This window comes from Niveispirillum sp. BGYR6, from assembly GCF_027568365.1.
Lineage (GTDB): Bacteria > Pseudomonadota > Alphaproteobacteria > Azospirillales > Azospirillaceae > Niveispirillum.
The window spans coordinates 243,098-265,519 of record NZ_JANLNL010000004.1 but is presented as its reverse complement, the minus strand read 5'-3'; the positions used below and the strand labels follow the sequence as shown (position 1 = coordinate 265,519).

Annotated in this window: 21 protein-coding genes; 6 read left to right on the top strand and 15 right to left on the bottom strand. The window is 62.8% G+C overall.

Features of this window, described 5'->3' with window-relative positions; genetic code table 11:
- Positions 1-141: 141 nt before the first annotated feature.
- Positions 142-1,086, top strand: coding sequence for a succinylglutamate desuccinylase/aspartoacylase family protein (locus PCJ49_RS11775; RefSeq protein WP_269911102.1), 945 nt, complete (start codon positions 142-144; stop codon positions 1,084-1,086).
- Positions 1,083-2,201, top strand: coding sequence for an AbrB family transcriptional regulator (locus tag PCJ49_RS11770; RefSeq protein WP_269911101.1), 1,119 nt, complete (start codon positions 1,083-1,085; stop codon positions 2,199-2,201). The genes PCJ49_RS11775 and PCJ49_RS11770 overlap by 4 nt, the downstream gene beginning before the upstream one ends.
- On the opposite strand, the gene PCJ49_RS11765 is transcribed toward PCJ49_RS11770, so the two are convergent.
- The 12 genes from PCJ49_RS11765 to PCJ49_RS11710 all read right to left on the bottom strand — a co-directional run bounded on the left by PCJ49_RS11765 (position 2,194) and on the right by PCJ49_RS11710 (position 16,635).
- Positions 2,194-3,936 (bottom strand): hypothetical protein, encoded by a 1,743-nt coding sequence (locus PCJ49_RS11765; RefSeq protein WP_269911100.1) that lies wholly within the window; start codon positions 3,934-3,936, stop codon positions 2,194-2,196. The two genes, PCJ49_RS11770 and PCJ49_RS11765, sit on opposite strands and share 8 nt — an antisense overlap.
- Positions 3,937-4,395: 459 nt before the next feature.
- On the bottom strand, positions 4,396-5,493 hold the full coding sequence (ychF, locus tag PCJ49_RS11760; RefSeq protein ID WP_269911099.1) for a redox-regulated ATPase YchF: 1,098 nt from the start codon (positions 5,491-5,493) through the stop codon (positions 4,396-4,398).
- Positions 5,494-5,629: 136 nt separating this feature from the next.
- Positions 5,630-7,768, bottom strand: coding sequence for a TonB-dependent siderophore receptor (locus tag PCJ49_RS11755; protein WP_269911098.1), 2,139 nt, complete (start codon positions 7,766-7,768; stop codon positions 5,630-5,632).
- A gap of 124 nt (positions 7,769-7,892) precedes the next feature.
- Positions 7,893-8,243, bottom strand: coding sequence for a hypothetical protein (locus PCJ49_RS11750; protein WP_089286189.1), 351 nt, complete (start codon positions 8,241-8,243; stop codon positions 7,893-7,895).
- A gap of 118 nt (positions 8,244-8,361) precedes the next feature.
- Positions 8,362-8,745: a hypothetical protein gene (locus tag PCJ49_RS11745; protein ID WP_269911097.1), complete on the bottom strand. Its 384-nt coding sequence runs from the start codon at positions 8,743-8,745 to the stop codon at positions 8,362-8,364.
- A gap of 23 nt (positions 8,746-8,768) precedes the next feature.
- Positions 8,769-9,530: a GGDEF domain-containing protein gene (locus PCJ49_RS11740; RefSeq protein ID WP_269911096.1), complete on the bottom strand. Its 762-nt coding sequence runs from the start codon at positions 9,528-9,530 to the stop codon at positions 8,769-8,771.
- Between the two features lie 123 nt (positions 9,531-9,653).
- Complete coding sequence (locus PCJ49_RS11735) at positions 9,654-10,178, bottom strand: hypothetical protein (RefSeq protein ID WP_269911095.1); 525 nt, start codon at positions 10,176-10,178, stop codon at positions 9,654-9,656.
- Between the two features lie 5 nt (positions 10,179-10,183).
- Positions 10,184-12,247 (bottom strand): serine/threonine protein kinase, encoded by a 2,064-nt coding sequence (locus PCJ49_RS11730; protein ID WP_269911094.1) that lies wholly within the window; start codon positions 12,245-12,247, stop codon positions 10,184-10,186.
- Positions 12,248-12,480: 233 nt separating this feature from the next.
- Positions 12,481-13,815, bottom strand: coding sequence for a GGDEF domain-containing phosphodiesterase (locus PCJ49_RS11725; protein WP_269911093.1), 1,335 nt, complete (start codon positions 13,813-13,815; stop codon positions 12,481-12,483).
- Between the two features lie 116 nt (positions 13,816-13,931).
- Complete coding sequence (locus tag PCJ49_RS11720) at positions 13,932-14,375, bottom strand: NfeD family protein (protein ID WP_269911092.1); 444 nt, start codon at positions 14,373-14,375, stop codon at positions 13,932-13,934.
- A 17-nt stretch (positions 14,376-14,392) separates the two neighbouring features.
- Positions 14,393-15,412, bottom strand: coding sequence for an SPFH domain-containing protein (locus PCJ49_RS11715; protein ID WP_269911091.1), 1,020 nt, complete (start codon positions 15,410-15,412; stop codon positions 14,393-14,395).
- Positions 15,413-15,498: 86 nt separating this feature from the next.
- Positions 15,499-16,635, bottom strand: coding sequence for an AI-2E family transporter (locus PCJ49_RS11710; RefSeq protein WP_269911090.1), 1,137 nt, complete (start codon positions 16,633-16,635; stop codon positions 15,499-15,501).
- A 159-nt stretch (positions 16,636-16,794) separates the two neighbouring features.
- Here PCJ49_RS11710 and PCJ49_RS11705 point away from each other — a divergent pair, with 159 nt between their 5' ends.
- Together PCJ49_RS11705 and PCJ49_RS11700 are read left to right on the top strand one after the other, a co-directional pair.
- Entirely contained in the window at positions 16,795-17,292 is a 498-nt protein-coding gene (locus PCJ49_RS11705; RefSeq protein WP_269911089.1) for a CreA family protein, read from the top strand.
- 177 nt (positions 17,293-17,469) lie between these two features.
- Complete coding sequence (locus tag PCJ49_RS11700) at positions 17,470-17,862, top strand: cytochrome c family protein (protein WP_244559341.1); 393 nt, start codon at positions 17,470-17,472, stop codon at positions 17,860-17,862.
- Positions 17,863-17,954: 92 nt separating this feature from the next.
- Here PCJ49_RS11700 and PCJ49_RS11695 read toward each other — a convergent pair whose 3' ends face one another.
- Positions 17,955-18,392: a hypothetical protein gene (locus PCJ49_RS11695; protein ID WP_269911088.1), complete on the bottom strand. Its 438-nt coding sequence runs from the start codon at positions 18,390-18,392 to the stop codon at positions 17,955-17,957.
- A 2-nt stretch (positions 18,393-18,394) separates the two neighbouring features.
- On the bottom strand, positions 18,395-19,330 hold the full coding sequence (locus PCJ49_RS11690) for a hypothetical protein (protein ID WP_269911087.1): 936 nt from the start codon (positions 19,328-19,330) through the stop codon (positions 18,395-18,397).
- A 307-nt stretch (positions 19,331-19,637) separates the two neighbouring features.
- Between PCJ49_RS11690 and PCJ49_RS11685 the strand changes: the two genes are divergently transcribed.
- Positions 19,638-19,943 carry a hypothetical protein gene (locus PCJ49_RS11685; protein ID WP_269911086.1) on the top strand — a complete coding sequence of 102 codons (306 nt, stop codon included), beginning with the start codon at positions 19,638-19,640 and terminating at the stop codon, positions 19,941-19,943.
- A 61-nt stretch (positions 19,944-20,004) separates the two neighbouring features.
- Here PCJ49_RS11685 and PCJ49_RS11680 read toward each other — a convergent pair whose 3' ends face one another.
- On the bottom strand, positions 20,005-20,325 hold the full coding sequence (locus PCJ49_RS11680) for a heavy metal-binding domain-containing protein (protein ID WP_089286185.1): 321 nt from the start codon (positions 20,323-20,325) through the stop codon (positions 20,005-20,007).
- Positions 20,326-20,534: 209 nt separating this feature from the next.
- Here PCJ49_RS11680 and PCJ49_RS11675 point away from each other — a divergent pair, with 209 nt between their 5' ends.
- Complete coding sequence (locus tag PCJ49_RS11675) at positions 20,535-22,394, top strand: autotransporter domain-containing protein (protein WP_269911085.1); 1,860 nt, start codon at positions 20,535-20,537, stop codon at positions 22,392-22,394.
- The last annotated feature ends 28 nt before the right edge of the window (positions 22,395-22,422 follow it).

The window sequence follows — 22,422 nt, the reverse complement described above, 5'->3', positions numbered from 1 at the left end:
AGGGCGGGGAAACTTGCCATCCGTCTTTCATCAAACTGTCTTGGAACCTATACAGTCAAGACCGCCCCCCGTCGAGGGGCAAGCCGTCATGCCAGACCGGCGCACCGGACCGCAAACCCATGATGCAAAAGGCAGTTGCGGATGAAGAACCTTCCACCCGTCTGCGTGCCGCCGCCCGATATATCCCCCCATCAGGCGGGGAATCGGGGCATTCCCTATGTCTGGCAGTTCGACAGCGGCCATCCCGGTCCGCATGTCGCCCTGGTGGCCCTGATGCATGGCAATGAATATGCCGGTGCGATTGTGCTGGATCAGCTGCTGCGATGCAACATCCGCCCTCGTCGGGGCCGGTTGAGCCTGATCTTCGCCAATGTCGCGGCCTTTCAGCAGTTCGATCCACGCTACCCCGCCCAGTCCCGCTATGGGGAAGAGGATATGAACCGGGTCTGGGCGCCGGAACGGCTGGCGGGCCCGGCCCGCACAGCAGAACAGGCCCGCGCCCAGACCCTGTGGCCGATATTGGCCACGGCTGACCGGGTGCTGGACCTGCATTCCATGCTGCATGATCCCATCCCCCTGATGCTGGCCGGGCGCAGCAACGCTGCGGCGGCGCTGGCGCGGGAACTGGGGCTGCCCGGCTGGATCGTGGCGGACCAGGGCCATGCCGATGGCACCCGGCTGATCGACCATCCGCATTTCCAGGGCGGCCATGCTCTGGCGCTGCTGGCAGAATGCGGCCAGCACTGGGCCGCCGATACGGTGGCCACCGCCTGTACGATCACCGCGCGGTTTCTGGACATGTGCGGCGTGGTGGCAAAACCTGCGCTGGCCCCATGGCTGCCATCCGGCCCCTACCCGCCGCCAAGGCTTGTCCGGGTGACGGAAACCATTACCGTGGGCAGCGAGCAGTTCCGTTTCGTAAGGGAAATGAACGGCATGGAGATCATCCCCGCCGCCGGCACCCTGATTGCGCAGGATGGCGACCGCGCCATCACCACCCCGCATGATGATTGTGTGCTGATCATGCCCAGCCGCCTGCCGGCCATCGGCCATACCGCCGTGCGGCTGGGTCGGATCGAGAAATGAGCGACACCAGCACCAAACCGCCCCGGCGCGGCATTCCCGGCCGCGCCTTTCTCACCGCCCTGTGCCTGGGGGCCGGCGGCGGCTATCTGTTCTTCCGGCTGCATGTGCCGCTGGCCTTCATGCTGGGGGCCATGCTGGCCACCACCCTGGCGGCCCTGTTCCGGCTGCCGGTGGGGGTTCCGCCCGTGCTGCGCAGTTGGATGGTGGTGATCCTGGGCATCATGCTGGGCAGCGCCTTCCATCCATCCCTGCTCTCCCATATCGGGGAATGGGGCTATAGTCTGGCGGGGCTGGGGCTCTATATCGTCATCTGCGCCAGCGCCGGGCTGTTCTATCTGAAAAAGGCCGCCGGTTATGACCGGGTGACAGCCTATTTCTCCGCCATGCCAGGCGGTTTCAATGAAATGGTGATGATGGGCGGGGCGATGGGCGGCGATGACCGCACCATCGCCCTGGGCCACAGCCTGCGGGTCATGCTGGTGGTGCTGACCATCCCCTTCGCCTTTCAGGCCCTGCCCGGTTATGACCCGGCCGGGCGGGATTGGAGCCTGCGCGGCCTGGGCCCCGGCCTGCTGGACCTGCCCTGGCAGGATTATGCCATGATGGCGCTCTGTGCCGCCGGCGCCCCCCTGGCCCAGCGCCTGCGGGTGCCGGCGGGGATGCTGGTCGGCCCGATGCTGTTGAGCGCAGGCCTGCATCTGGCCGGCTTCATGGCCGGCAAGCCGCCGGGCCTGCTGGTGGCGACGGCCCAGGTGGTGATCGGCGCCAGCATCGGCGCCCGCTTCGCCCGCGTGCCCCTGGTACAGATCGCCCGCACCTTGCTGGTCGCCATCGGGCTGACCATTCTGCTGCTGTCGGTGACGGTAGCGATGGCCACGCTGCTGCATCTGCTGACCGGGCTGCCCCTGCCGGGGCTGATCCTGGCCTATGCGCCGGGCGGACTGGCGGAGATGAGCCTGGTGGCCCTGTCACTGCACGCTGACGTGGCCTTCGTCGCCACCCATCATATTGTGCGCATCATGCTGATCGTGCTGCTGGCCCCCCCCGCCTTCCACCTTTGGCGCCGCTGGGCGGAGAAGCGGGAAGCGACGGCGGGGACCAAAACCCTTACATGAACTGAGCGCGGCGCAGCAGGTCGTAGAAATTCCGCAGCGCCTGGGCCTGTTCCTGCGGGGTGTTCAGCCCCTCCACGAACTTGCCGTCGAAATTGGGCTGGCGCAGATGGCCGATGATCTGGTCACGCACCATCTTGCGCGCCTTGGGGCTGGACAGCACGTCATTGGCAGCGAACTGCATCAGCCGGGTGGCGCGGATGCGCAGATTGGCCGAGGGATCATCCAGTTTTTCGATCACCCGAGCCGTGACGATGTAATCGGCCACGATGCTATCCACCCGGTCGGCCAGTTCCGCCGCATCCGGCAAGCCGCTCCCATAAACGGACCGGTAGAGCGAGGCCATGGCCTGCATCTTCGGCTTCAGCGGCACCTGAAGACCGACCAGCCGGTTGACATCCTGCCCCGGCCCCAGCAGCGGGCGCAGCCGGCCCAGCACGCTGTCCTTTTCCCGCTGGCCCAGATCCGTGCCCGCCAGTTCCGCCAGGAAAATGGCCCGGTCGCGGCCAGAGGGCAGCATGGCGGTCACGCCATCGATGGAAAGCCGCCGCCCCTCCCCGCCGCCCTGCTCCAGAAAGCGCAGATAACCGGTGGTCAGCGCCTCCGCCATGCGGCGGCCGCCATTCAGGCCCTGCGGCGTCATCGCCCGCGCCACCAGGGCGGCATAGGCGCTGCGGTTACGTTCCGGGTCGCGCGCCAGGGGCTGGGTGCCCTTGATGGAACGCAGCAAGCCTTCAAACACCACCTGCCGGCATTGCGGCGCATGGCCGATGGCAATCCAGCGGCTGAGCACCTGGGTGATGGCGGGGGCCATTTCCCGTTCCTGCGGCTCAAACGTGCCTTCCAGAATATCCAGGATGCGGTTCAGCGCCGTGCCCAGATCGGGCTGACGGCCCAGCATATCCTGAATGACACTGGGGAAGCTCAGCGCGTCGGCCACCAGCGTGTCGATGATATGGATATGGGCCGGCGCCTGGCTGCCGGCATCACCCGCCGTTTCCAGCAGCCATTCCACCTTGCCCAGCAGGTTGCGGATCTGCACCAGATCGCGGCAGAGCACCACCTTGGACAGGTAATCGGCCATGTCGCTATCGCCGGCGGCCAGCGTTTCCGCCTTGGTCATGACACCCTGGAAACCATCCTGCTTGATGGTGAAGGTGGCGCGTTTCTGCGCCTCCTCCGCCTTCATCCGCAGGTCGGTCAGGCTGCCATAGATCATGTCGCGCCGGTCGCGCGCATCCTGGCCGGTGGTCTTGCCCTGGATGGTGGCAATGCGCCCCACGGCCACCGGGATCATATTTTCAAAATTGATGGCCCGCTTCATCTCCCCGGCATTATAAAGCAATTCCGAGGCGGTCAGCGCCTTCTCCTCCAGATATTGGCGGAGCATCCGGGAAATGATCTGCCGGCTGTCATGCTGAAGATAGTCGCGGCTTTCCGTACAGACCGGCGCTTCCTCCACCGGCTGCACGGTGATGGGCTTGGCCTTGGGTGCCCGCAGTTCGGAAAAGATGATCGTATGGGTGGCGGGCATACCGGGGGCGCCGGCGAAATCGCGCACAATGCGCATCCCGTCGCGATTGACCAGCAATTGCTTGACGAGATCGCGCGCCTCCTCCTCAGTGGCAAAGACATCCTCGATCACCCAATGATCGACCTTGAAGCTTTGCACCTCGAAATTCAGCCTGCGTCCCGCTGCCGCCTTGTCGGACGTGCCGATCAGACTGGACAGCCACATGGCCCGTGCCCCCTATACCCCTCTAACAGATATATACCATCGAACAGGTTGGATAAAAAACCATCTATTTTGGTGTTAACCCATACGGGGAGCAACACAAACAAGGGCTGGAGGCCGGCGACCGCCGGCCCGCACCCCCATGGGCGCGTAAGCCAAGGGCGCGGAAGCGCCCGCCCAGGGCCTGAGGAAACAAAAAATCTCCCTGGATCGGTCACGATCAAGGGAGATTGATATTATACCAATCCGCCGAATGATTGACCCTTGGTCAACCCTTCGTCGGCCTCAGGCGCCGGCGCCAACATCCGTTGGCTTGGCTAACGCGGCACGAGCCGCGCGGCGGCAGTCGCCGCCGATACCAATCCGCCATGAGTCAAACTCATGGCGGATTGGTATTATACCGACCGCTTGCAGAATGGTTTGCAACCGGCCGGTATATTCCACCGCTTTCAGCGGCATGTATCAGACATTGAAGCGGAAATGGAAGATGTCGCCATCCTGAACCAGATATTCCTTACCTTCCATGCGCATCTTGCCGGCTTCCTTACAACCGACTTCGCCGCCCAGGGTGACATAGGAATTATAGTCGATGGTTTCTGCCTTGATGAAGCCGCGCTCGAAATCCGTGTGGATGACGCCGGCGGCTTCCGGGGCCTTGGCACCCTTGCGCACGGTCCAGGCGCGGGCTTCCTTCGGGCCGACAGTGAAGAAGGTCAGCAGGCCCAGCAGGCTGTAACCGGCGCGGATCAGGCGGTTCAGGCCCGGCTCCTCCAGCCCCAGCGATTGCAGATAATCCAGCTTGTCCGCGTCAGCCAGCTGCGACAGTTCCGCCTCGATCGCGGCGGAGATCACCACGCTGCCGGCACCTTGGCGGGCGGCCATTTCTGCCACCTTGGCGGACAGGGAATTGCCGCTGCCGGCCGATTCCTCTTCCACATTACAGACATAGAGCACGGGCTTGCCGGTCAGCAGCGCCATCTGCTTGAAGGCGTCGCGCTCCTCGTTGGAGACCTCCACCGTGCGGGCGGGCTTGCCCTCCCGCAGCACGGCCAGCACGCGTTCCATCAGGTCGGACAGGGCCTTGGCGTCCTTGTCGCCGCCCTTGGCCTTCTTCTGCAGCGGCGGCAGGCGCTTTTCCAGGCTTTCCATGTCGGCCAGCATCAGCTCCGTCTCCACCGTCTCCGCATCGCGGACGGGGTCGATGGAGCCTTCGACATGGGTGATGTCGCCATCTTCAAAGCAGCGCAGCACATGGACGATGGCGTCCACTTCACGGATATTGGCCAGGAACTGGTTGCCCAGCCCTTCACCCTTCGACGCACCGCGCACCAGGCCGGCAATATCGACGAATTCCAGCTGGGTGGGCACCGTCTTTTGCGACTTGGCGATTTCCACCAGCTTGTCCAGGCGCGGGTCGGGCACACCGACGCGGCCGACATTCGGCTCAATCGTGCAGAACGGGTAATTCGCGGCCTCGGCCGCGGCCGTGCTGGTCAGCGCGTTGAACAGAGTGGACTTGCCGACATTGGGCAGGCCGACGATGCCGCAATTAAATCCCATGGGTGGTACTTCGCTGCTTTGGATGGTTCAGGATTGGTACCGGTTATGGGCGATTGCGGCGTTGAAAGCAAATGACAGGGCTGCAAGGCGGTCCGGCAGTGGGATGCCCCCCCGGCTGCCGGACCGCCCCAACCCATCAGAACTGCTTGCGCAGTTCGATGAACCAGGTGCGCGGCTCACCGGGGAAGTGGCCGTTATGCAGGGTGAAGCCAGAGGCGGCATATTCCTTGTCGAAGATATTCTTCACCCGGAACATCGCCTCGGCAAAGCCCAGATCGGTGATGATGGAGGCATCGAAGATCGTATAGGGCTTCACCGTCTGTCCCCCCAGGCTGACCCGCTGGGAGACATATTCGCCGCCAAAGGCAAAGGCGGTGTTGATTTCCTGCACCTGATACCGGGTCCAGAAACCAACCTTGTTACGCGGCGCATTGGCAAAGCGGTTGCCCACGGCGTTGGTCAGGCTCTGCCCCGGCACGGTGCCGGTGATCTTGGTATCATTATAGCCGTAATTGGCGGTGAACACCCAATCCGGCGTGATGTCGGTGGACAGGTCCAGCTCAAAGCCTTTCGACGTCACCTCCCCGATGGGGGAAAGCGGGTTGACACCATTGACCGGCGGCTTGCTCGTATCGGTCTGCAGCATGTTTTCCCGCACGATGCGGTAGACAGCACCATTGGCCTGAATGCGTCCCCCCAGCAGCGCCGTCTTCACGCCGGCTTCCACCTGCTTGCCGGTGATCGGGTCGAACGGGCCGCCGGCATTGCTGTCCTGGTTGGCCACGGATTGCGGTTCAAAGCTGGTGGACCAGCTGGCATAGACCGACACATCATCCACGGGCTTGTAGATCAGGCCGGCGCGCCAGGAGTAATCCCCGTCGGCATAATCGGTGCCGTTCACCCGGTTGGTATCGGTGAAATGGTCATAGCGCACACCGGCGATCACATCCCACTGCTCGGTCAGGCTGATCTGATCCTGCAGGTAGATGCCTTCCCGCTCCGCCCTGGTATCGGTCGGGGTATAGGGGCGGTTGGCGAAATAGGCGGCATAGCTGGCGCCAGAGGTCAGGCCATAGACACGGTTGGTCAGGCTGGCATCGGGCACCGGCCCGCGTGAAGCCTGGGTGGGGGCGATGCGGCTCAGCAGCAGCGAATCCTCCCGGTACCAGTCAGCACCAAACAGGATCTTGTGGCCAATGCTGCCGGTTTCGGCATCGGCGATCAGGTTGGCGGCCAACGCCAGCCCATCGCCCTTGCGCCGCTGGTCGCGGAATTCCCGCCGCACCATGTCGGGGATGCCATCGCGGTTGCTGTCATAGGTGCCGCGCGGCTCGTGGTAATTCTGCAGCTCTTCCGCCTTGAACCAGCGGATGCCGGCATCCAGGCGGATATTGTCGGTGATCCGCGCATCCAGCTTGGCCTGCAGCACGTTGGAGGTCAGCTTGGAATAATCGGTCGGTTCATTATGGTTCCAGCTGATCGGCCCCAGATAGACGCCGGCATCGCTGACCGGGATACCGCGCAGCCGGTTGGCCGGCAGGGCCTGATCGAAATGGATGGCCTGCAGGGTCAGCTTGATATCATCCGTCAGTTTGATGCCCAGGCTGGCATCGCCGATCTTGCTGTCGCTGCCAGCACCGATGCGGAAGCTGTCCATCTTCTCGTAGAAGGCACCCACGCGGTAGGTGAAGCGCCCCGCCGCATCCGCCGGGCCTGACAGTTCCGCCGACCCGCCGATGCGGCCGTAATTGCCGGCCGTCAGGCGCACATCGCCCCGGAATTCCTCGGTCGGCCCCTTGGTGACATAGTTGATGGTGCCACCGGGGGCGGCTGGGCCATAGAGCATCCCGGCCGGGCCCTTCAGTACCTCCACCCGTTCGATGTTGAACAGCTGCGGCACGGCGAAGCCGATGAACGGGTCGCCCCGCATTCCATCATAATAATTTTGTTCCTGCCGGAAGCCGCGGAAGGTAACCCCGCCATAGGTGAAATAGCTGACGCCGGAGATATTGCGATAAAGATCGATGACGTTACGCGCCCCCATATCGCGGATCATCTCCTCATTGATGACCTGCACGGCCTGGGGAATGTCCAGGATATTGGCCGGCATCTTGCCGATGCTGGTTTCTTCCACCCGGTACAGCCGCTGCACGCGGCCGGTGACGATGATTTCCTCCACCGGGCTGGCTTCGGCCACCTGTTGCGCCTGCGCCGGGGCCAGAAACGTCAAGGCCGGCACCAGGGCGGCGCCGGCCATCAGCAAGGCTGCTCGCATGTCACTCTTCCCACTGTCTTTTATGCGAAATCTCTTCGCCAGTGGTTTAGGGGGTGGCAGGAATGCGAGTCAATATTAATTGCATACAGGCGTGGGTGCCATGTGCGGGCAGAGGCGATGGCGGTCAGCTTCCCGCCAGCCGCCGGGCGATGCCAGCGGCCCCCAATCCCAGCAGCCCGCCCAGGGCGGCCGGCAGGGCGGCGACGGCGGCGGTGATCAGGCTGCGGTCGATCTCCCGCAGCTGGCTGCCGGGGGGGGGCCAGCCGGTCAGATTGGCCACCAGCACCCCGGCGGCCAGCCCCAATATCACCATCCAGGTCCAGCGCGGACCCAGCATGGACAGGGCAAAGGCCGAGATGGTCAGGATGGCCAGGGTGCCGGCCAGGGTGCCGTCTGTCATGTCCCACAGGCCGGCGCAGGCACCCAGCAGGGCGGCAAGTCCGGCAAGCAGAAGGGGTTTTGTATTGACCGACATGGCACAAACTCCGGTTCAGGTATGAACCGTAATCTGGCCCCCGATTGCGGCAAAACCCGGTCAAGGACCGGGCCCTGGCTGGGCAGTGCCAGGGTGTTGCGGTGACAATGGGCGGGTTTTACTCCGCTGCCACCGCCCGGCGCGGCGGGTTGTAAAGCGCCACCTTTTTGGGCCGGACGGGGGGCGGTGGCGAATCCTCGCCGTCCGTGCGCAGGCCCTGCTGGCTCAGCTCCGCATGTTCGCGGACCAGATTGCGCAGCACTGCCCAATGGCGCCGAATGGCATCTTCTACCTCCCGCAGACGGCTGGAGGCTGGCGGCTGGGCAGTTTGTGCCGAGAGGGCGGCAAGAATTTCCCCCAGCGCCACATCATGCCGGGCATCGTCCAACAGGCGCAGCCCCGCCGGCAGCCCGTCCTTGGGGCGGTTGGGCTGGGTTTGCGTGGCGCGGGGTGTCAGCGCGGTTGTCTTTGGCGGGGCAGGTCGGGTAAGGCGGTCATACATGGCGGGCATCTCCCCTTGAAAGCCTACCGCAGCAGGTGCAAGGGGTATGCCGTTTCATCGGGGAGCCGGGCGAGGGCCACCTGGTTGCCGCCGCCGCGTTTGGCATCGGCCAGCGCCTGCCCTGCCTGGGCCAGCAACAGGTCCAGCTTGCCATGGGCATGGCTGGAAGCGATGCCGATGCTGATGGTGATACCGGGGCCGGCAGCCGGATCGGCGCTGGCGGCCTCGGCCCGCAACCGTTCCGCCAGCGCCTCCGCCGTCGTCGGCGTGGTGGCGGGCAGCAGCATGGCGAATTCATCCCCGCCCATGCGGGCCAGCAGCCCCCCCCTTTCCAGATGTTCATGGAGGGACTGGGCCAGGCTGGTCAGCCGGTTATCACCCGCCAGTTGGCCATAGCGGTCATTGATCTGGTGGAACTGGTCAATATCAATCCGCAGCAGGCAAAGCGGCTGCCGCTGGGTTACGCTGTCCGCCAGGGCAGCCGCGGCTTGATCCAGAAAGCTGTGTCGGTTGGGCAGTCCGGTCAGCCCGTCCAGTGCCATCAAGGCGCGGAAATGCCGCTCCAGCGCCTGATGCGCCTGGATCTCCCGCTGCAAGCGCAGCTGCATGGCAGCCAGCCGCATCAGGGCAATGGCGCTGGTCATGCCCAACAGGATAATGACCAGCATATTGGCCGGCAGCCAGGCTTGCGCATCGCTTGCCACTGACCCGGCCACCGCCTCCGCGTTTGCGCTGCCTGATGGCAGCGTCGCCATCAGCAGGCCCGACAGCAGGCAGGCTACCATGGATCGTACTTCCATGCGGTGCTTCTGTCGGTTATGGATTGGGGTGTGGATCATTGCATACCGCGTCGTGAGAACGCGGTAAGTATTGCCAGATATGATTGCGGTTTAAAGTGCGGAAATCTGTTAACTGCGCTTTTCGTCGTTTTCGCCCAGATTATCCATCAATCCCGCCGGTTCGGCCTTGTCCGCATCGGGGCGGGCCATGATTTCTGTGCCCCAGTCGGCGATCAGCAGGGCGCGGCGTTCCTCCAGTTCCTTGATCTTGGATTGGGCGCGCAGGCTGGCCACCGCCACCACGATCTGGGGAATGAAGAAATACATCAGCCAGCCCAGGGCCGCCGCCCCGAACATCACCAGCCAGGTATGGGGCGTGGTCAGCATCCGCATGGCCAGGGTCACCGTGTGACCCTGTTGCCAGAGCTGGACGATGAAGGGCGCCACCCCGCAGAGATTCATCGCCCCCACCGTCAGAGCGGCCGATTTTTCCGTATCCCGATCCACGATGATGGCGACGATGGTGGGAATCAGCCCGGCGATCAGCAACATGCTGGTCGGCAGGATGACCAGGGCGGCTGGCAGCAGCAGGATCAGCAGCGTCATCAGACCGCGCCCGCCCCGGCGTTTGCGCCGCTGGTAGCTGTAGGTCATGCCGCTTACCCTTTCAGCATGAAGATGATGGTGCCGATCAGGGTCAGCCCGGCAATGACGGAGGTGACGATGGCCGCCACCTGCTTGCCCGCATGATCGGCGGCATCGGAACGAACATAGGCACCGGATTTCAGCTGTTCGATTTGCCGGGTCAGGTTTTCATATTGCCGCATCGCGGTCAGGAAACCTTTATCATCGGCGCGAATAGCCTCGATATTGTCAACGATACGGACCAGGGCTTCCAGCACGCCTTCACGGGCCGCCTGCGTCACCTCCGCCTTCATCCGCTCCCGCCTTTCACGGTTCTTGAAGCGTTTGAACACCGGGTCCATCAGGCTGACCAGCCAGCCGCAGAGATTGGGCAGCCGCGCCGGGCCGAACCGGTCCTGTACATCGGCGAGGATGCTGATGATGGCGATCATCCGCCGGGCCGGATCCTGCTGGCCGGCCAGCGGGTTCAACAGCCGGTCATTCAGCTTTTTGTGATGGGTGGTGATGAAGCCGATGACATGGCGATCCACCGGGTCGCGGCCCCGCGACGGCTTGGTGGCCAGATGGTCCAGCGCGCTCAACAGCTCGGCCGGGGTCAGCGCATAATAATCGCGGATGGAAGGCGACAGGCAGGGGCAGGCGGGGCACAGCTCATACAGGATGCGCTCGATCCCGAACCCCATGCCGACATGTTCCAGCAGGGCCCGGAACCCGTCGAAGGACTGGATCAGCGGTACATATTCGGGGCGGAAATCGCTTTGGCAATTCACCCAGAACATGGGCAGCTGCGACAGCACCAGCTCGGCATAGGGCTGGATGCTGGTATTCTGCCAGACGGCCTCCGCCAGGGCGGGGCCCAACCCATCGGGCATGACGGCTACGCCGCGATAGCGGATGGGGGAGACGGGGTCCAGCGCCGTGGTGACACGGGCGACCAGCTTGTCTTCCTGGGTGGCGTTGCGGCCACCAACAGAGGCGGAGGTGATGGCCGTCTGCACCAACTCCGCCCGCGTCTCATCGCCTACGGCGCGGCGTACCCATTTTTCCACATCCCCCCGTTCGATCAGCGGGGCAGCGGCGGCACTGTTGCGGGCCAGCGCATGGGCCAGGGAGCGGCAATGCATCAGCTGCTCCCCCTGGAATTCAAAGGGCCGGGCACCCCGGCGCGGCACCTGGGGCTGTTTGGGCGACAGGCGCCGGCCTTGCAGCCAAAGATCCAGGTCCGACAGGGTCCAGCGCTGCTTGGGATCATCCGTCATCAGGCCGCGCAAGGGCTCCAGCAGCCCCTGTGGCAGGCGCAGATGCCCGGTCAACGCCGGATAGGTACCCTTGTCCATCTTCAGGCGCAGGATGGTGTCATCATCCATATCGGGCAACGGCGTGCGGCCCAGATGCAGCACCAGCAGGGTGACGCCCAAGGCATAGAGATCATCGCCAATCGTCCCCGGTCCACGACCGGACGGCTGGGCCAGGGAGCGCTCAATGGTTTCCAGCAGGACCGGCTGACCATAGCCGGCGGGGGTGGAAAGGCAGTCGCCCAGCATCACCACACCCGAACTCGGCTCCTTGAAGAACAGGTTGGTCGGGCGGATGGCGCCGCAGGTCATGCCCCGGGCATTCATTTCCCGCAGAGCATAGAGCAACGTGGGCATCAGCCCGCGCACGATCTGATCGTCGCTGAACGGCTCCCGCATATCCGCCAGGGTGTTCATCACCCGCCGCCCGCCCGGCCGTTCATAGACCAGCACGAAACGCCGCCGCCCCTCCGGCGTCCATTCCACCGTGCCCCAATCCAGCAGGCGCAGCACCACCGGATTATCGATGGAGCGAAAGCTGCTCATCATATCAATGCGGGCCGGTACCGGCCGGTCGGTGACGATGGCGAAATAGTCAGTCTTGCGGTCGCGATTGATGCGGGCGGTATAGGCGGCCCCCCCTGGCGAATCCAGTCCCGGCAGGGGGGATGCGGGCATGATCTCGCACCGCCCGCCCAGATCGACGGGTGGATGGGCGTTTTCCGCGCGTCCCCCGGGGGTGGCGCGCGGGGGCAGGTCTTCGATCTCGGCGCTGGCAGCCATGCTTGTCTGCGAATTCCGGCAAGGGGACGGCGAACATCCCCGCCCCGGCGCGGATCATGGCAAACCGTTCGCCTTTGCACAATGGCGGCGCTGCTTTTCATGCCCCTCAATCGCCGGCGCCAGCATCCGCTGGCTTGGCTACGCCGCACGTGCGGCGCGGCGACGGTCGCCGCCGTACCAAGCTGCGATGAGGAGAACTCATCGCAGCTTGGTATTGTGACACCCCTAAAGGCCTATTGCCGATGCCGCAGGGTCAGCACCTGTTCCGCCGTCAGCGGGCGGTAATAGAAATAGCCCTGGCAGTAATCGCAGCCGGCATCGGCCAGCGCCACCAGCTGATGGATCGTCTCCACCCCCTCCACCACGGTGGACATGCCCAGCCGCTGTGCCAGCTGCACGATGAAGCGGATGACCGCCATCTGGCGTTCATTGCCCAGCACGCCGATGACAAAGCCCCGGTCGATCTTCAAGGTACGGGCCGGGCTGTCCACCAGCAGGGACAGGGCGGAATGGTCACGGCCGAAATCATCGATGGCGATGCCGAAACCGGCCCGGGCGACCGACTGGATGGCCTGCATGGCATGGGCGTCGGTCAACATGCCCTCGGTGATTTCCACCTCGATCAGCTGCCGGTCCAGCCCCAGCTGGGCCGCCGCATCGCTCAGGATGTCCTGCAGGGGCAGGCTGTGCGGGTCGCCTTCCAGCGGCAGGGCCAGCTGTTGGGGAGAGGCATTGATGGCCATGGTGATGTCCAGCCCCTGGTCACGCCAGCGGCGGGCCTGGCCCAGGGCTTCCCGCGTCAGCCATTCACCGATCAGGCCGATGGTGCGGGTGCGTTCGGCAATGGGGATGAATTCACAGGGCGACAGCCGCCCCAGCTCCGGATGGTTCCAGCGCATCAGCGCTTCCACCCCTGCCAGATGCCCTTGCCGGATATGGATTTTCGGCTGATAGGCGACGGAGAGGCCGGCGCCCTCGCTGCAGGCCCAGAGCGCATCCTCTATGGCGCGGCGGCGGGCCAGCCGCTGGCGCAAATCCTGGGCGAAAAAACCGACGGTGCGGCCCCAATCCACCGCTTCCTGGCGGGCGCTGCGGGCGGCGATCACCAGCATGTCCATATTGTCGGCACCGTCGGGATAACCCGCCACGCCCAAGGTCGCGTCCAGGCGCAGCGACAGGCCGCCGATCCGCACCGGCGTTTCCAGCGCCGCCATCAGCCCGGTCAGATCGGGGTCGCGGTAATCCACCAGGGCGGCAAAGCGCTCACTGTCGAAACGGGCCAGCAAGGCCTCCGTGCCGAACACGGATTCCATCCGTTCGCGCACAGCGTTCAGCAGCTCAACCACCTGCGGATAATCCAGCCGGGACAGCAGCCCTTCGTAATTCCGCAATTCCATATAGATGACGCGGGGTTTCTCCCCCCGGGCCAGCATACCGGGCAGATACCGATTCCCCAGCGCCACGAAACCGTGCTTGTTATGCATCCCGGTCAGCGGGTCGCGCAGCAGACTGGGCGCAATCTGCGCCGCGCTGCCCAAGGGATCGACATAGTTTTCCGCGTTGAACATGGGCCGCTCCGTTGCATCGCATTTATTATAAACGCAACAGAGCGGCTGTATCATGTGAACAAAAGGATATGTAATCCTTCAGTCAAGATCAAGAATTTGGGATGGTTAACAAATGATTACTCTGTCGCCACCCGCAAATTGACACCGTCGATCCCCACCACCTTTACCTTTGTGCCGGCCGGCAGCTCGCCATCACCCAGCACCGGCCAGCTGCTGTCCCCCAGCCGGGCCCGGCCATGGCCATTGCTCAACGGGGTTTCCAGCACCAGCCATTGGCCGAGATATTGTTCCCCCCGGCGGTTCAGCGTGCTGTTGCCATCATCCGGCGCGTCCGGCCGGGCAAAGCGGCGGGAGGCCAGGAAGGCCACCACGGCCAGGGCACCGAACAGCATCAGCTGCACGCTTTCCGCCAGACCGGGCGCCACAAAGACGACCAGCCCGGTCAGGGCAGCGGCCCCGCCGACCCAGAGAAAGGCAGCACCGGGCAGGAACATTTCCAGCCCGCCCAGCAGCAGTGCCAGGGCCCACCAGTGCCAGAAATGCAGATAGGGCTCTTCCATGGCGGTTCCTCCCCCGATCAGGTGGCGCTGCCGCCATTGTTGTCGCCCCAGGGCGAGGGCGGCGGGTTGGGGCGGGCCGCCGGACGGCTGGGCGGGGCCGGCGGCTTGGGCGCAGCGGAACCGTCCTTGGGCGCAAAGGCTTCGCGCGCCAGTTCCGACAGGCCGCCCAGGGTGCTGATGATGCCCGTCGCCTCCACCGGCATCATCAGGATTTTCTGGTTGGGGCTGTGGGCGAATTCCTTGAAGGTGGTCAGATATTGCTGGGCCACGAAGTAATTGATCGCCTGGACATTGCCTGACGAGATGGCGTCGGACACCATGCGGGTGGCTTCCGCCTCCGCCTGGGCCTCGCGTTCGCGGGCCTCGGCATCGCGGAAGGCGGCTTCGCGCCGACCCTCGGCTTCCAGGATGGCGGCCTGTTTCTGGCCCTCCGCCTTCAGAATGGCGGATTGGCGGGCGCCTTCCGCCTCCAGGATCAGGGCGCGGCGGTCGCGTTCAGCCTTCATCTGGCGGGCCATGCTGTCCACCAGATCGCGCGGCGGCTGGATGTCGCGGATTTCGATGCGCGTCACCTTCACGCCCCAGGGCTGGGTGGCTTCATCGACCACGTGCAACAGCTGGCCGTTGATGCGGTCGCGCTGGGACAGCAACTCGTCCAGGTCCATGGAACCCATGACGGTGCGGATATTGGTCATGGTCAGGTTCAGGATGGCCAGCTGCAGCTGGTTCACCTCATAGGACGCGCGGGCCGCGTCCAGCACCTGGAAGAAGACGACGCCATCGACCTTCACCATGGCATTATCCTTGGTGATGATCTCCTGGCTGGGCACATCCAGCACGGTTTCCATCATGTTCATCTTCGCGCCGATGCGGTCGATGAAGGGCACGATGAAATGCAGGCCGGGGCGCAGCGTGTGCGTATAGCGGCCGAACCGCTCCACCGTGAATTCCTGGCCCTGCGGTACCGTCTTGATACCGGCCCAGGCCACCAGAATGCCGAAGATGGCAACGATGCTGGCGAAGATGGTGGCTTCCATATTTCCCCCCTGGATGAACCCATCCACCAATATGGGGTATACAGGGGAGGCGCACCAGGGTTTCGCAACCGCGAAAGGCCGATTTTCTATAAGGGTTTAACCTCTCCCTCGCGCGGCATCCCGCCCAACAGCGCGCCCACGGTGCGCAAGGGCGGGGTGGCATCGCACAGGATCTTGGTGACGGCCAGGATCGGTACGGCCAGCAAAGCCCCGGCAATGCCCCAGAGCCAGCCCCAGAACAGCACCGTGGCAAAGACGAAGATCGGGTTCAGGGTCAGCCGGCGGCCGACTATCATCGGTGTCAGGAAATTGCCCTCTACTGCGGTAACGGCGACGAAGCAGAGGGCGGGCAGTAACGATTGCGTCCAGTTATCAAAACTGACCACACCCACGGCGAACAGCACCAAAGTGGTGGCGGCCGGCCCCAGATAGGGGATGAAGTTGAACAGCCCCGCCATCGCCCCCCAGAGCAGCGGGCTGGGCACGCCCAGCATCCACATGATGCCGGCCGTCACCAGGGCCAGCACAGCATTGATCAGGGTAATGGTGGCCAGATAGGCGGTGATATTGACCTGCACCGTCTGCACAATGTCGGAGACATGCAGCCGGTCATCCCGCCTTGGCAGGGAGGTCAGCACCGCCCGCAGCGACTGTTTGCCAAAGGCCAGGAAGAAATAGGTCAGCGCCACCACCCCCAGCCCCTGGGCCACGAAGTTCTGCGCCTTGCCCAGAATGATATCGGCCAGCGCCGGCCCGCGCATCACCACTTCGCGCTGGTTGGCCTCTGTCCTGGTCATGCGCTGCAGCCGCTCCGTGGCTTGCCGGGCCGGGGCCAGCGTGCGTTCCAGCCCGGACATCCGCACCTGCAATGTCTCCATCACCTGCGGCGCCCGTTCCACCCAGCCGACGGCGGGGTCGGCCACGCTGCCGGCCCCCGCCCCCAAGGCCCCCAATGCCAGCAGCAGTACCAGGGCGGCCCCCAGCGGTTCCGGCAGGCGCAGCCGGTGCAGCAGCCGCACCAGGGGGCGCAGCAGCAGGGCCAGCAGCACCGCCAGACATACCGGCAGCAGGATGTCGCGGGCAAAATAGAGCGTATACATCAGCGCCAGGGCCAACAGCCCGCCCAGCAGCCAGGTTTGCAACCGGCGTACCTGTTCCGATCCGCGCGTAGCCGGTGCCGTGCGGGCCGCCAGGGCCCGCGTCATCCCCGCCCGATCCACCATGCCTGTTCCTGATCCCCCATGACAATGCTGGGGTGACAACGCGCCAGCCCGCATCAGGTTGCGCCGCTGGTTCCATCAAATCATGGGATACTGGCATTGCTCCGTCACGGGCAGCGGCGTAGCCTGCGCCGTCCCCCGGCTTTCGAGGTCATCTGCACCATGTCCATCCGCCCGCTGCTGTCCGCTGCCTGCCTCGCCCTCTCGCTTGCCGCCGCCCTGCCTGCCGCCGCGCAGGAGGATGTGGGGGAATTCAGTAATGACTGGACCGGCAATGGCCTGAAGGTAACGGCCTTCGCCGACCCCGCCGTGCAGGGGGTGACCTGCCATATCGTGGATTTCGACCGGTCGCTGATCGACCGGCTGTCCAAGGGAAACTGGTTCGAAGACCCCTCCAACGCCTCCATCGCCTGCCGGCAGACCGGACCGGTCACGGTGGGGGAGATCAATCTCTCCAAGCGGGGGGAGGAGGTGTTCTCTGAACGCAAGAGCCTGATCTTCAAGTCGATCGCCGTGCGCCGCATCTATGACAAGTCGAACGATACGCTGATCTATGTCGTCTATAGCCGGCAGGTGAAGGACGCCTCGGCCAAGATGTCCATCAGCACAGTGCCTTTGTTTGCCGCCAATGCCACCTGGACCAAGGGCCGACCCAAATAATACCGATTTACCGTGATCAGAACCCGTCACCAGCCGCCAACCCGCCTAAAGGTCAAGCTTTAAGCGGGTTGGCATAAGTACTTAGGCGGGAATACGATACGCGCTCTTGGTCGCATTGACCGGGCAGAGATAACGCGGGATAAAATAGCGCTTCAATAAGAATGGAGCCTAATCCCTATGCGTACCCCCGCCCGCATGATGATCACTGCCTTGACCACCGCCCTGGCCCTGACCGCCGGCATCACCGCCGCCCAGGCCGCCGGTGACCCGGCCAAGGGTGAAAAGGTCTTCGCCCGCTGCAAGGTCTGCCACGCGGTGGAGGCCAACGCACCCAAGAAGGTTGGTCCGCCGCTGCACGGCCTGTTCGGCCGTCACACCGCCAGCATTGAAGGCTTTGCCTATTCCGACGCGCTGAAGAAGGCGGATTTTGTCTGGAGCCAGGACAAGCTGGACCAGTGGCTGACCAAGCCGCAGGCCTTCCTGCCCGGCAACAAGATGGCCTTCCCCGGCGTGCCCAACCCGGAAGACCGCGCCGACCTGATCGCCTATCTGGAACAGGCCACCAAGTAAGGATATCCCCCATTGGCCGCCGATAGTGCGGCGGCCAATGGGGGATGCCAACTGAATATTGAGCGGCGAAAGATAGTTATTTTGATGGGCTATTACGGTTGGCCATTGAATGGGCCTTCACGATAGAGCATGCTGCGGCGATATAAAATATAAGCAAGAGCTGACAGAATAGTGGAAATTGCGAATACGATTAATCTTCCATTCGAGATTTCGAAAATATATTTTTTTCTTTCGTAAACAAAAGAAAAAAAACACATTAACGGTAAAATCACCATCATTGGAATCATCAATTTTACAGACCATTTACTGTAATTCATTAAGCCAATCAACCAAATAGCACCGGGCATCATCACCAGCCAGTAAACTGGATTACCCCTCATTTGCATATGACTACCATCAACCAAAAGCCCACCCCAAGATACTGTTGCAAGTATAACAGAAACATACATTAAACCACAGGCAGCAGCAGATATTTTATCTTTCCGCAATTTTTGCCAATATAATGATTTCTCTCTATCAATTTTAGTCATGATTAATTTTCACTCCCTGTGTTTTCATCATAATGAGGACTTACAACCCATATGATAATATCTTTTACAATTCCACTGCTGGAACTTCCCACAATCCCGACCGCAGCACCAATTGTATCCATGACTTGTTTCTTTATAATTTTATTTATAGCTTCCGCCGGAGCACGCCGCACACCCTTCAACCCAAGCTCAGTTGTTAAATGAAGCCTCTGACGACGGGAAAAACTTTGTGAGGCACCCTTAAAAAGGCCGGATCCCACTTTTGTTAATTTTGAGTTTACACGAACAGCCTCAACAACAGCTCCGCCTGCTGTAATCAATCCAATTCCGTCCAAACCATACATAGCCATTATATAATTCGAATTATTATCTAAAGATGCATTAATATCATCTCTATCCCTCAACAAATTTCCAACCCGATACGTAGAAACAGCACATTGCATTGTTGACGAGACTGCCCCGGTCCAAAGAGCGAGAGAGGCAAAAGCGGACAACCCACCAGTAATAGGGGTTAGTGCCCCCGTGGTCACCACCCCCACCCAGGCCAATACCGCGCCACCACAGTTCAGCCCCAAGCCAAGCCATTCCATCGCCGGCGATGTCGTGGCCGAGCGGGGGCTGTCAAAGCTTGGCTTTTTCGGTGCAGGTGCTGGGCGGCTTTCTTGTTCTGCCAGAGCCTGTTGCGCCTTCAGGCCGGCATCGCGCGGCATTGCCTGAAAGCGGGATAGGGTCGCTGGTGGCAATCCAGCGAAAGAAAGGGGATTATCCCTGATTTCAATGACCAGATAAGACCCGTCAGCGCCCACAGGCCGCAGCCAGAACAATGTCCGATCTGCAATAACGACAACCCCGATGCCTTCCGTTTCCGGATGACTGTCAAGAACCTGGAATAAGCTGTCAGCGCGGGTGATCACCGCTGAACGGGTAGCAAAATCCATTCCAACCTCTCGCACCAGGGCGTTAGAGCCGGGCGCGTTTAACCGGAAACGCGCCCGGCTCTCAGTCCTTGTTCAGCGAGCGGACTCACGCTCCAAAGCGCTTCCGCTTTGCTGCGATCCACTCCAATCCTGTTGCGATATAAAAATACAGAGATGAACAACCCGATAAACGAGGCATCCGAGTTAATCCCCGCCCCAAAAGGGGGAGAACACCACCAACGGGCAGGCGCTTTACAATCCGAAAGGCCGCAGATTAAACTTCACAAGGGTCACTATCGGGACGGATCGAACCTTGCAGAAGAAATTAATGCCGCTGGCCTTGTTCAGCCTGGCGCTTACAGCTTGCGGCGGGTCTGAACCGTCGGAGGCGGAGATACGCCAGGCCTTTGAACAGCAAACCCAGGGAGTGAATGGCCTGCTGGGTGGGCTGACCGGTCAGAAGGTTGAAATCCTTGGGTTGACCAAGCACCAATGTAAGGAAAGGCAGGATTCGACCGCTGTGGTGTGCGCCTTCACCATTAAAATGAAAATACCCATGATGGGCGAAAATGAACAGACAACCGAACAGGCCTTTATAAAGGGCAATGACGGTTGGCGACTGGTCGGTCGCTGACAGACCCGGGCCTGCCGTCCCGACGACCCGGGACGGCAGGTGACCGGAAAGCGAGTGGCGTTCAGCTCAGCTTCACCGCCGTGCCGTTGATGGACACCATCAACATGCCATTTTCCCGGCCCAGCACCTCGTAATCCATATCCACGCCCACCACGGCATCGGCCCCCAGGCGCTGGGCGGCGTCGATCAGGTCGGCCAGCGCATGTTCGCGGGCATCGCGCAGCGCCGATTGATAGGCACCGGACCGGCCACCGACAATATCGGTAATGCCGGCAAAGAAATCCTTGAAGACATTGACACCCAGGATCGCCTCACCCGTTACCAGGCCCAGATATTGGCGAACCGGATGACCTTCGATCTGATCGGTGGTCACAACCAGCATGGTATTTCCCCCAATGCAACACGCCGGATCGGCGTTCCCTGCACATGGGAAGCGGCCTTTGTGGCCGCAAGGTATCAGGTAACGGAAATCATTCGGAAAACCCACACCTTCCGTTACGTCACCCCCTTCCCTGCGACAACGAAGCTGCGTAGCGTTGAACTGTCACAAACGGGCGCATCCAAGCTGCCCGGCGCTGGGAGGATATATTGATGAATACCCGTCTGCTGGGCGGCACCGCTCTGGCTGCCCTTCTGTCTTGCGCCATGACGGCCCCCGCATTGGCGCAGTCGCTGGATTATTCCTCGCTGCTGGTCTTCGGCGACAGCCTCAGCGATACCGACAATCTGAAGAATCTCGACCCGACGGCGCGCCCCGGCGGCCCCTATGTCAATGGCCGGTTCAGCAATGGCCCCGTCTGGGCGGAAACCTATGCCGCCAATACTGGCACCACGCTGAACAGCCGCGCCTATGGTGGCGCCCGCGCCACCCGCAACACCCCCATCGACCTGACGGCGCAGGTCTCCGCCTATCTGGCGACCAACAGCACCATCCCGGCGGACAGGCTGGTCGGCATCTGGATCGGCGGCAATGATTATATTGCTGTCATGGGCGAAATGACCGTCAACCCCGCCGCCGCCCAGACGGCCATCAGCGCCACGGCCACCGCCGTCGCCACGCAGGCGGGGCGGTTGCAAGCGGCCGGTGCAAAGAACTTTATTCTGATGAACCTGCCACCATTGGGTAATATCCCGTTGAGCGCTGGCCTATCGGCTGAGGCCAAGGCATCGGCCAATACCCTGTCTGATCTCCATGCCACCGCGATTTCCGGGGTGGCCACCAGTCTGCGGGCCCAGGGGGCCAACGCTGCCATTGTCGACATCAACAGTCTGTTCCGCGATATGCTGGCCCGGCCAGCGGCCTATGGCTTCGCCAATACCACTATTCCCTGCTACGCCCCCTTGGGGCCCCGGGGTGTGCTGATGGCCACGGGTGCCTGCGACACCAGCGCCGCCACGGCCGGTACTGTCTTTTTCGACGCCCTGCACCCGACCCAGGCGGCCCATGCCGTGGTGGCGCAGTTTGTCGAAGGCACCCTGTCCGCCAATTACGAGGCGCCGGCCGCCAATAATGTCGCCACCGAACTGGCGCAGCGCCTGTTTGATCTGGCCAACCAGGGCGTTGGCTCCCGCATGGCCGGCGTCCGCACCGGCCAGGGCTCGGTCAATATGACCAGCGCTCAGGCCGGCACCGATGGCCGTTACGGGCTCTACACCTTCGGCGCCTATCTGGATGGTGAGCGCAAGGGCTCCACCGGGCGTTATGGCTATGATTATGATGGGTTCAATGTCGGCATCGGCGCCGATTATCAGGTCGATGATCACGTGGTGGCCGGCCTCGCCTTCTCCTATGGCAAGGCCGACCTGACCACGGATGAGAATCTGGCCCGCATCAATGGCAAGGCCTACAACATCACCACCTATGTGACGGCGGCGGCCGATGCGCTGTGGCTGGATGGCTATATGTCTTTCAGCTTTGACCGCTATGATCTGGACCGGGTGACCAAGTTCAGCCCCTATCCGGTGGCAGGCGGTGACACCAAGGGCACCACCTTCGGCGGCGGCGGTACCGTCGGCTATGCCCCCAATCTGGGCGGCTTCACCGCCGGCCCCTTCCTGGGGCTGCGCTATGCCAAGACCCGGATCGAAGGCTATGCCGAAAATGGCGGCGGCCCGCTGGCCCTGACCTGGGATGATTGGAATGCCGAAAGCCTGGTCAGCAGCCTGGGCGTACAGCTGAGTGCGGCTGGCCATGCCATCGTGCCGCAACTGCGCGTCGCCTATGAGCATGAATTCGCCAATGACGGGCGCCTGATCACCGGCCGCTTCGCCAACCGGGAACTGGTGACGGGTGAGGCCGGGGCCGGCAAGCGCGACCGGCTGGCCGTGGGCCTGCAGGCTGCCGGCATGGCGGCGGATAATGTGATGGTGTCGATTGGCTATGATGGCCGGGTGGAGGGGGGCCGGGCCACCGACCATGCCTTCACGGCGCGGGTGAAGGTTGGATTTTAAGGATTACAACCCCAGGGGCCGCGAGGCC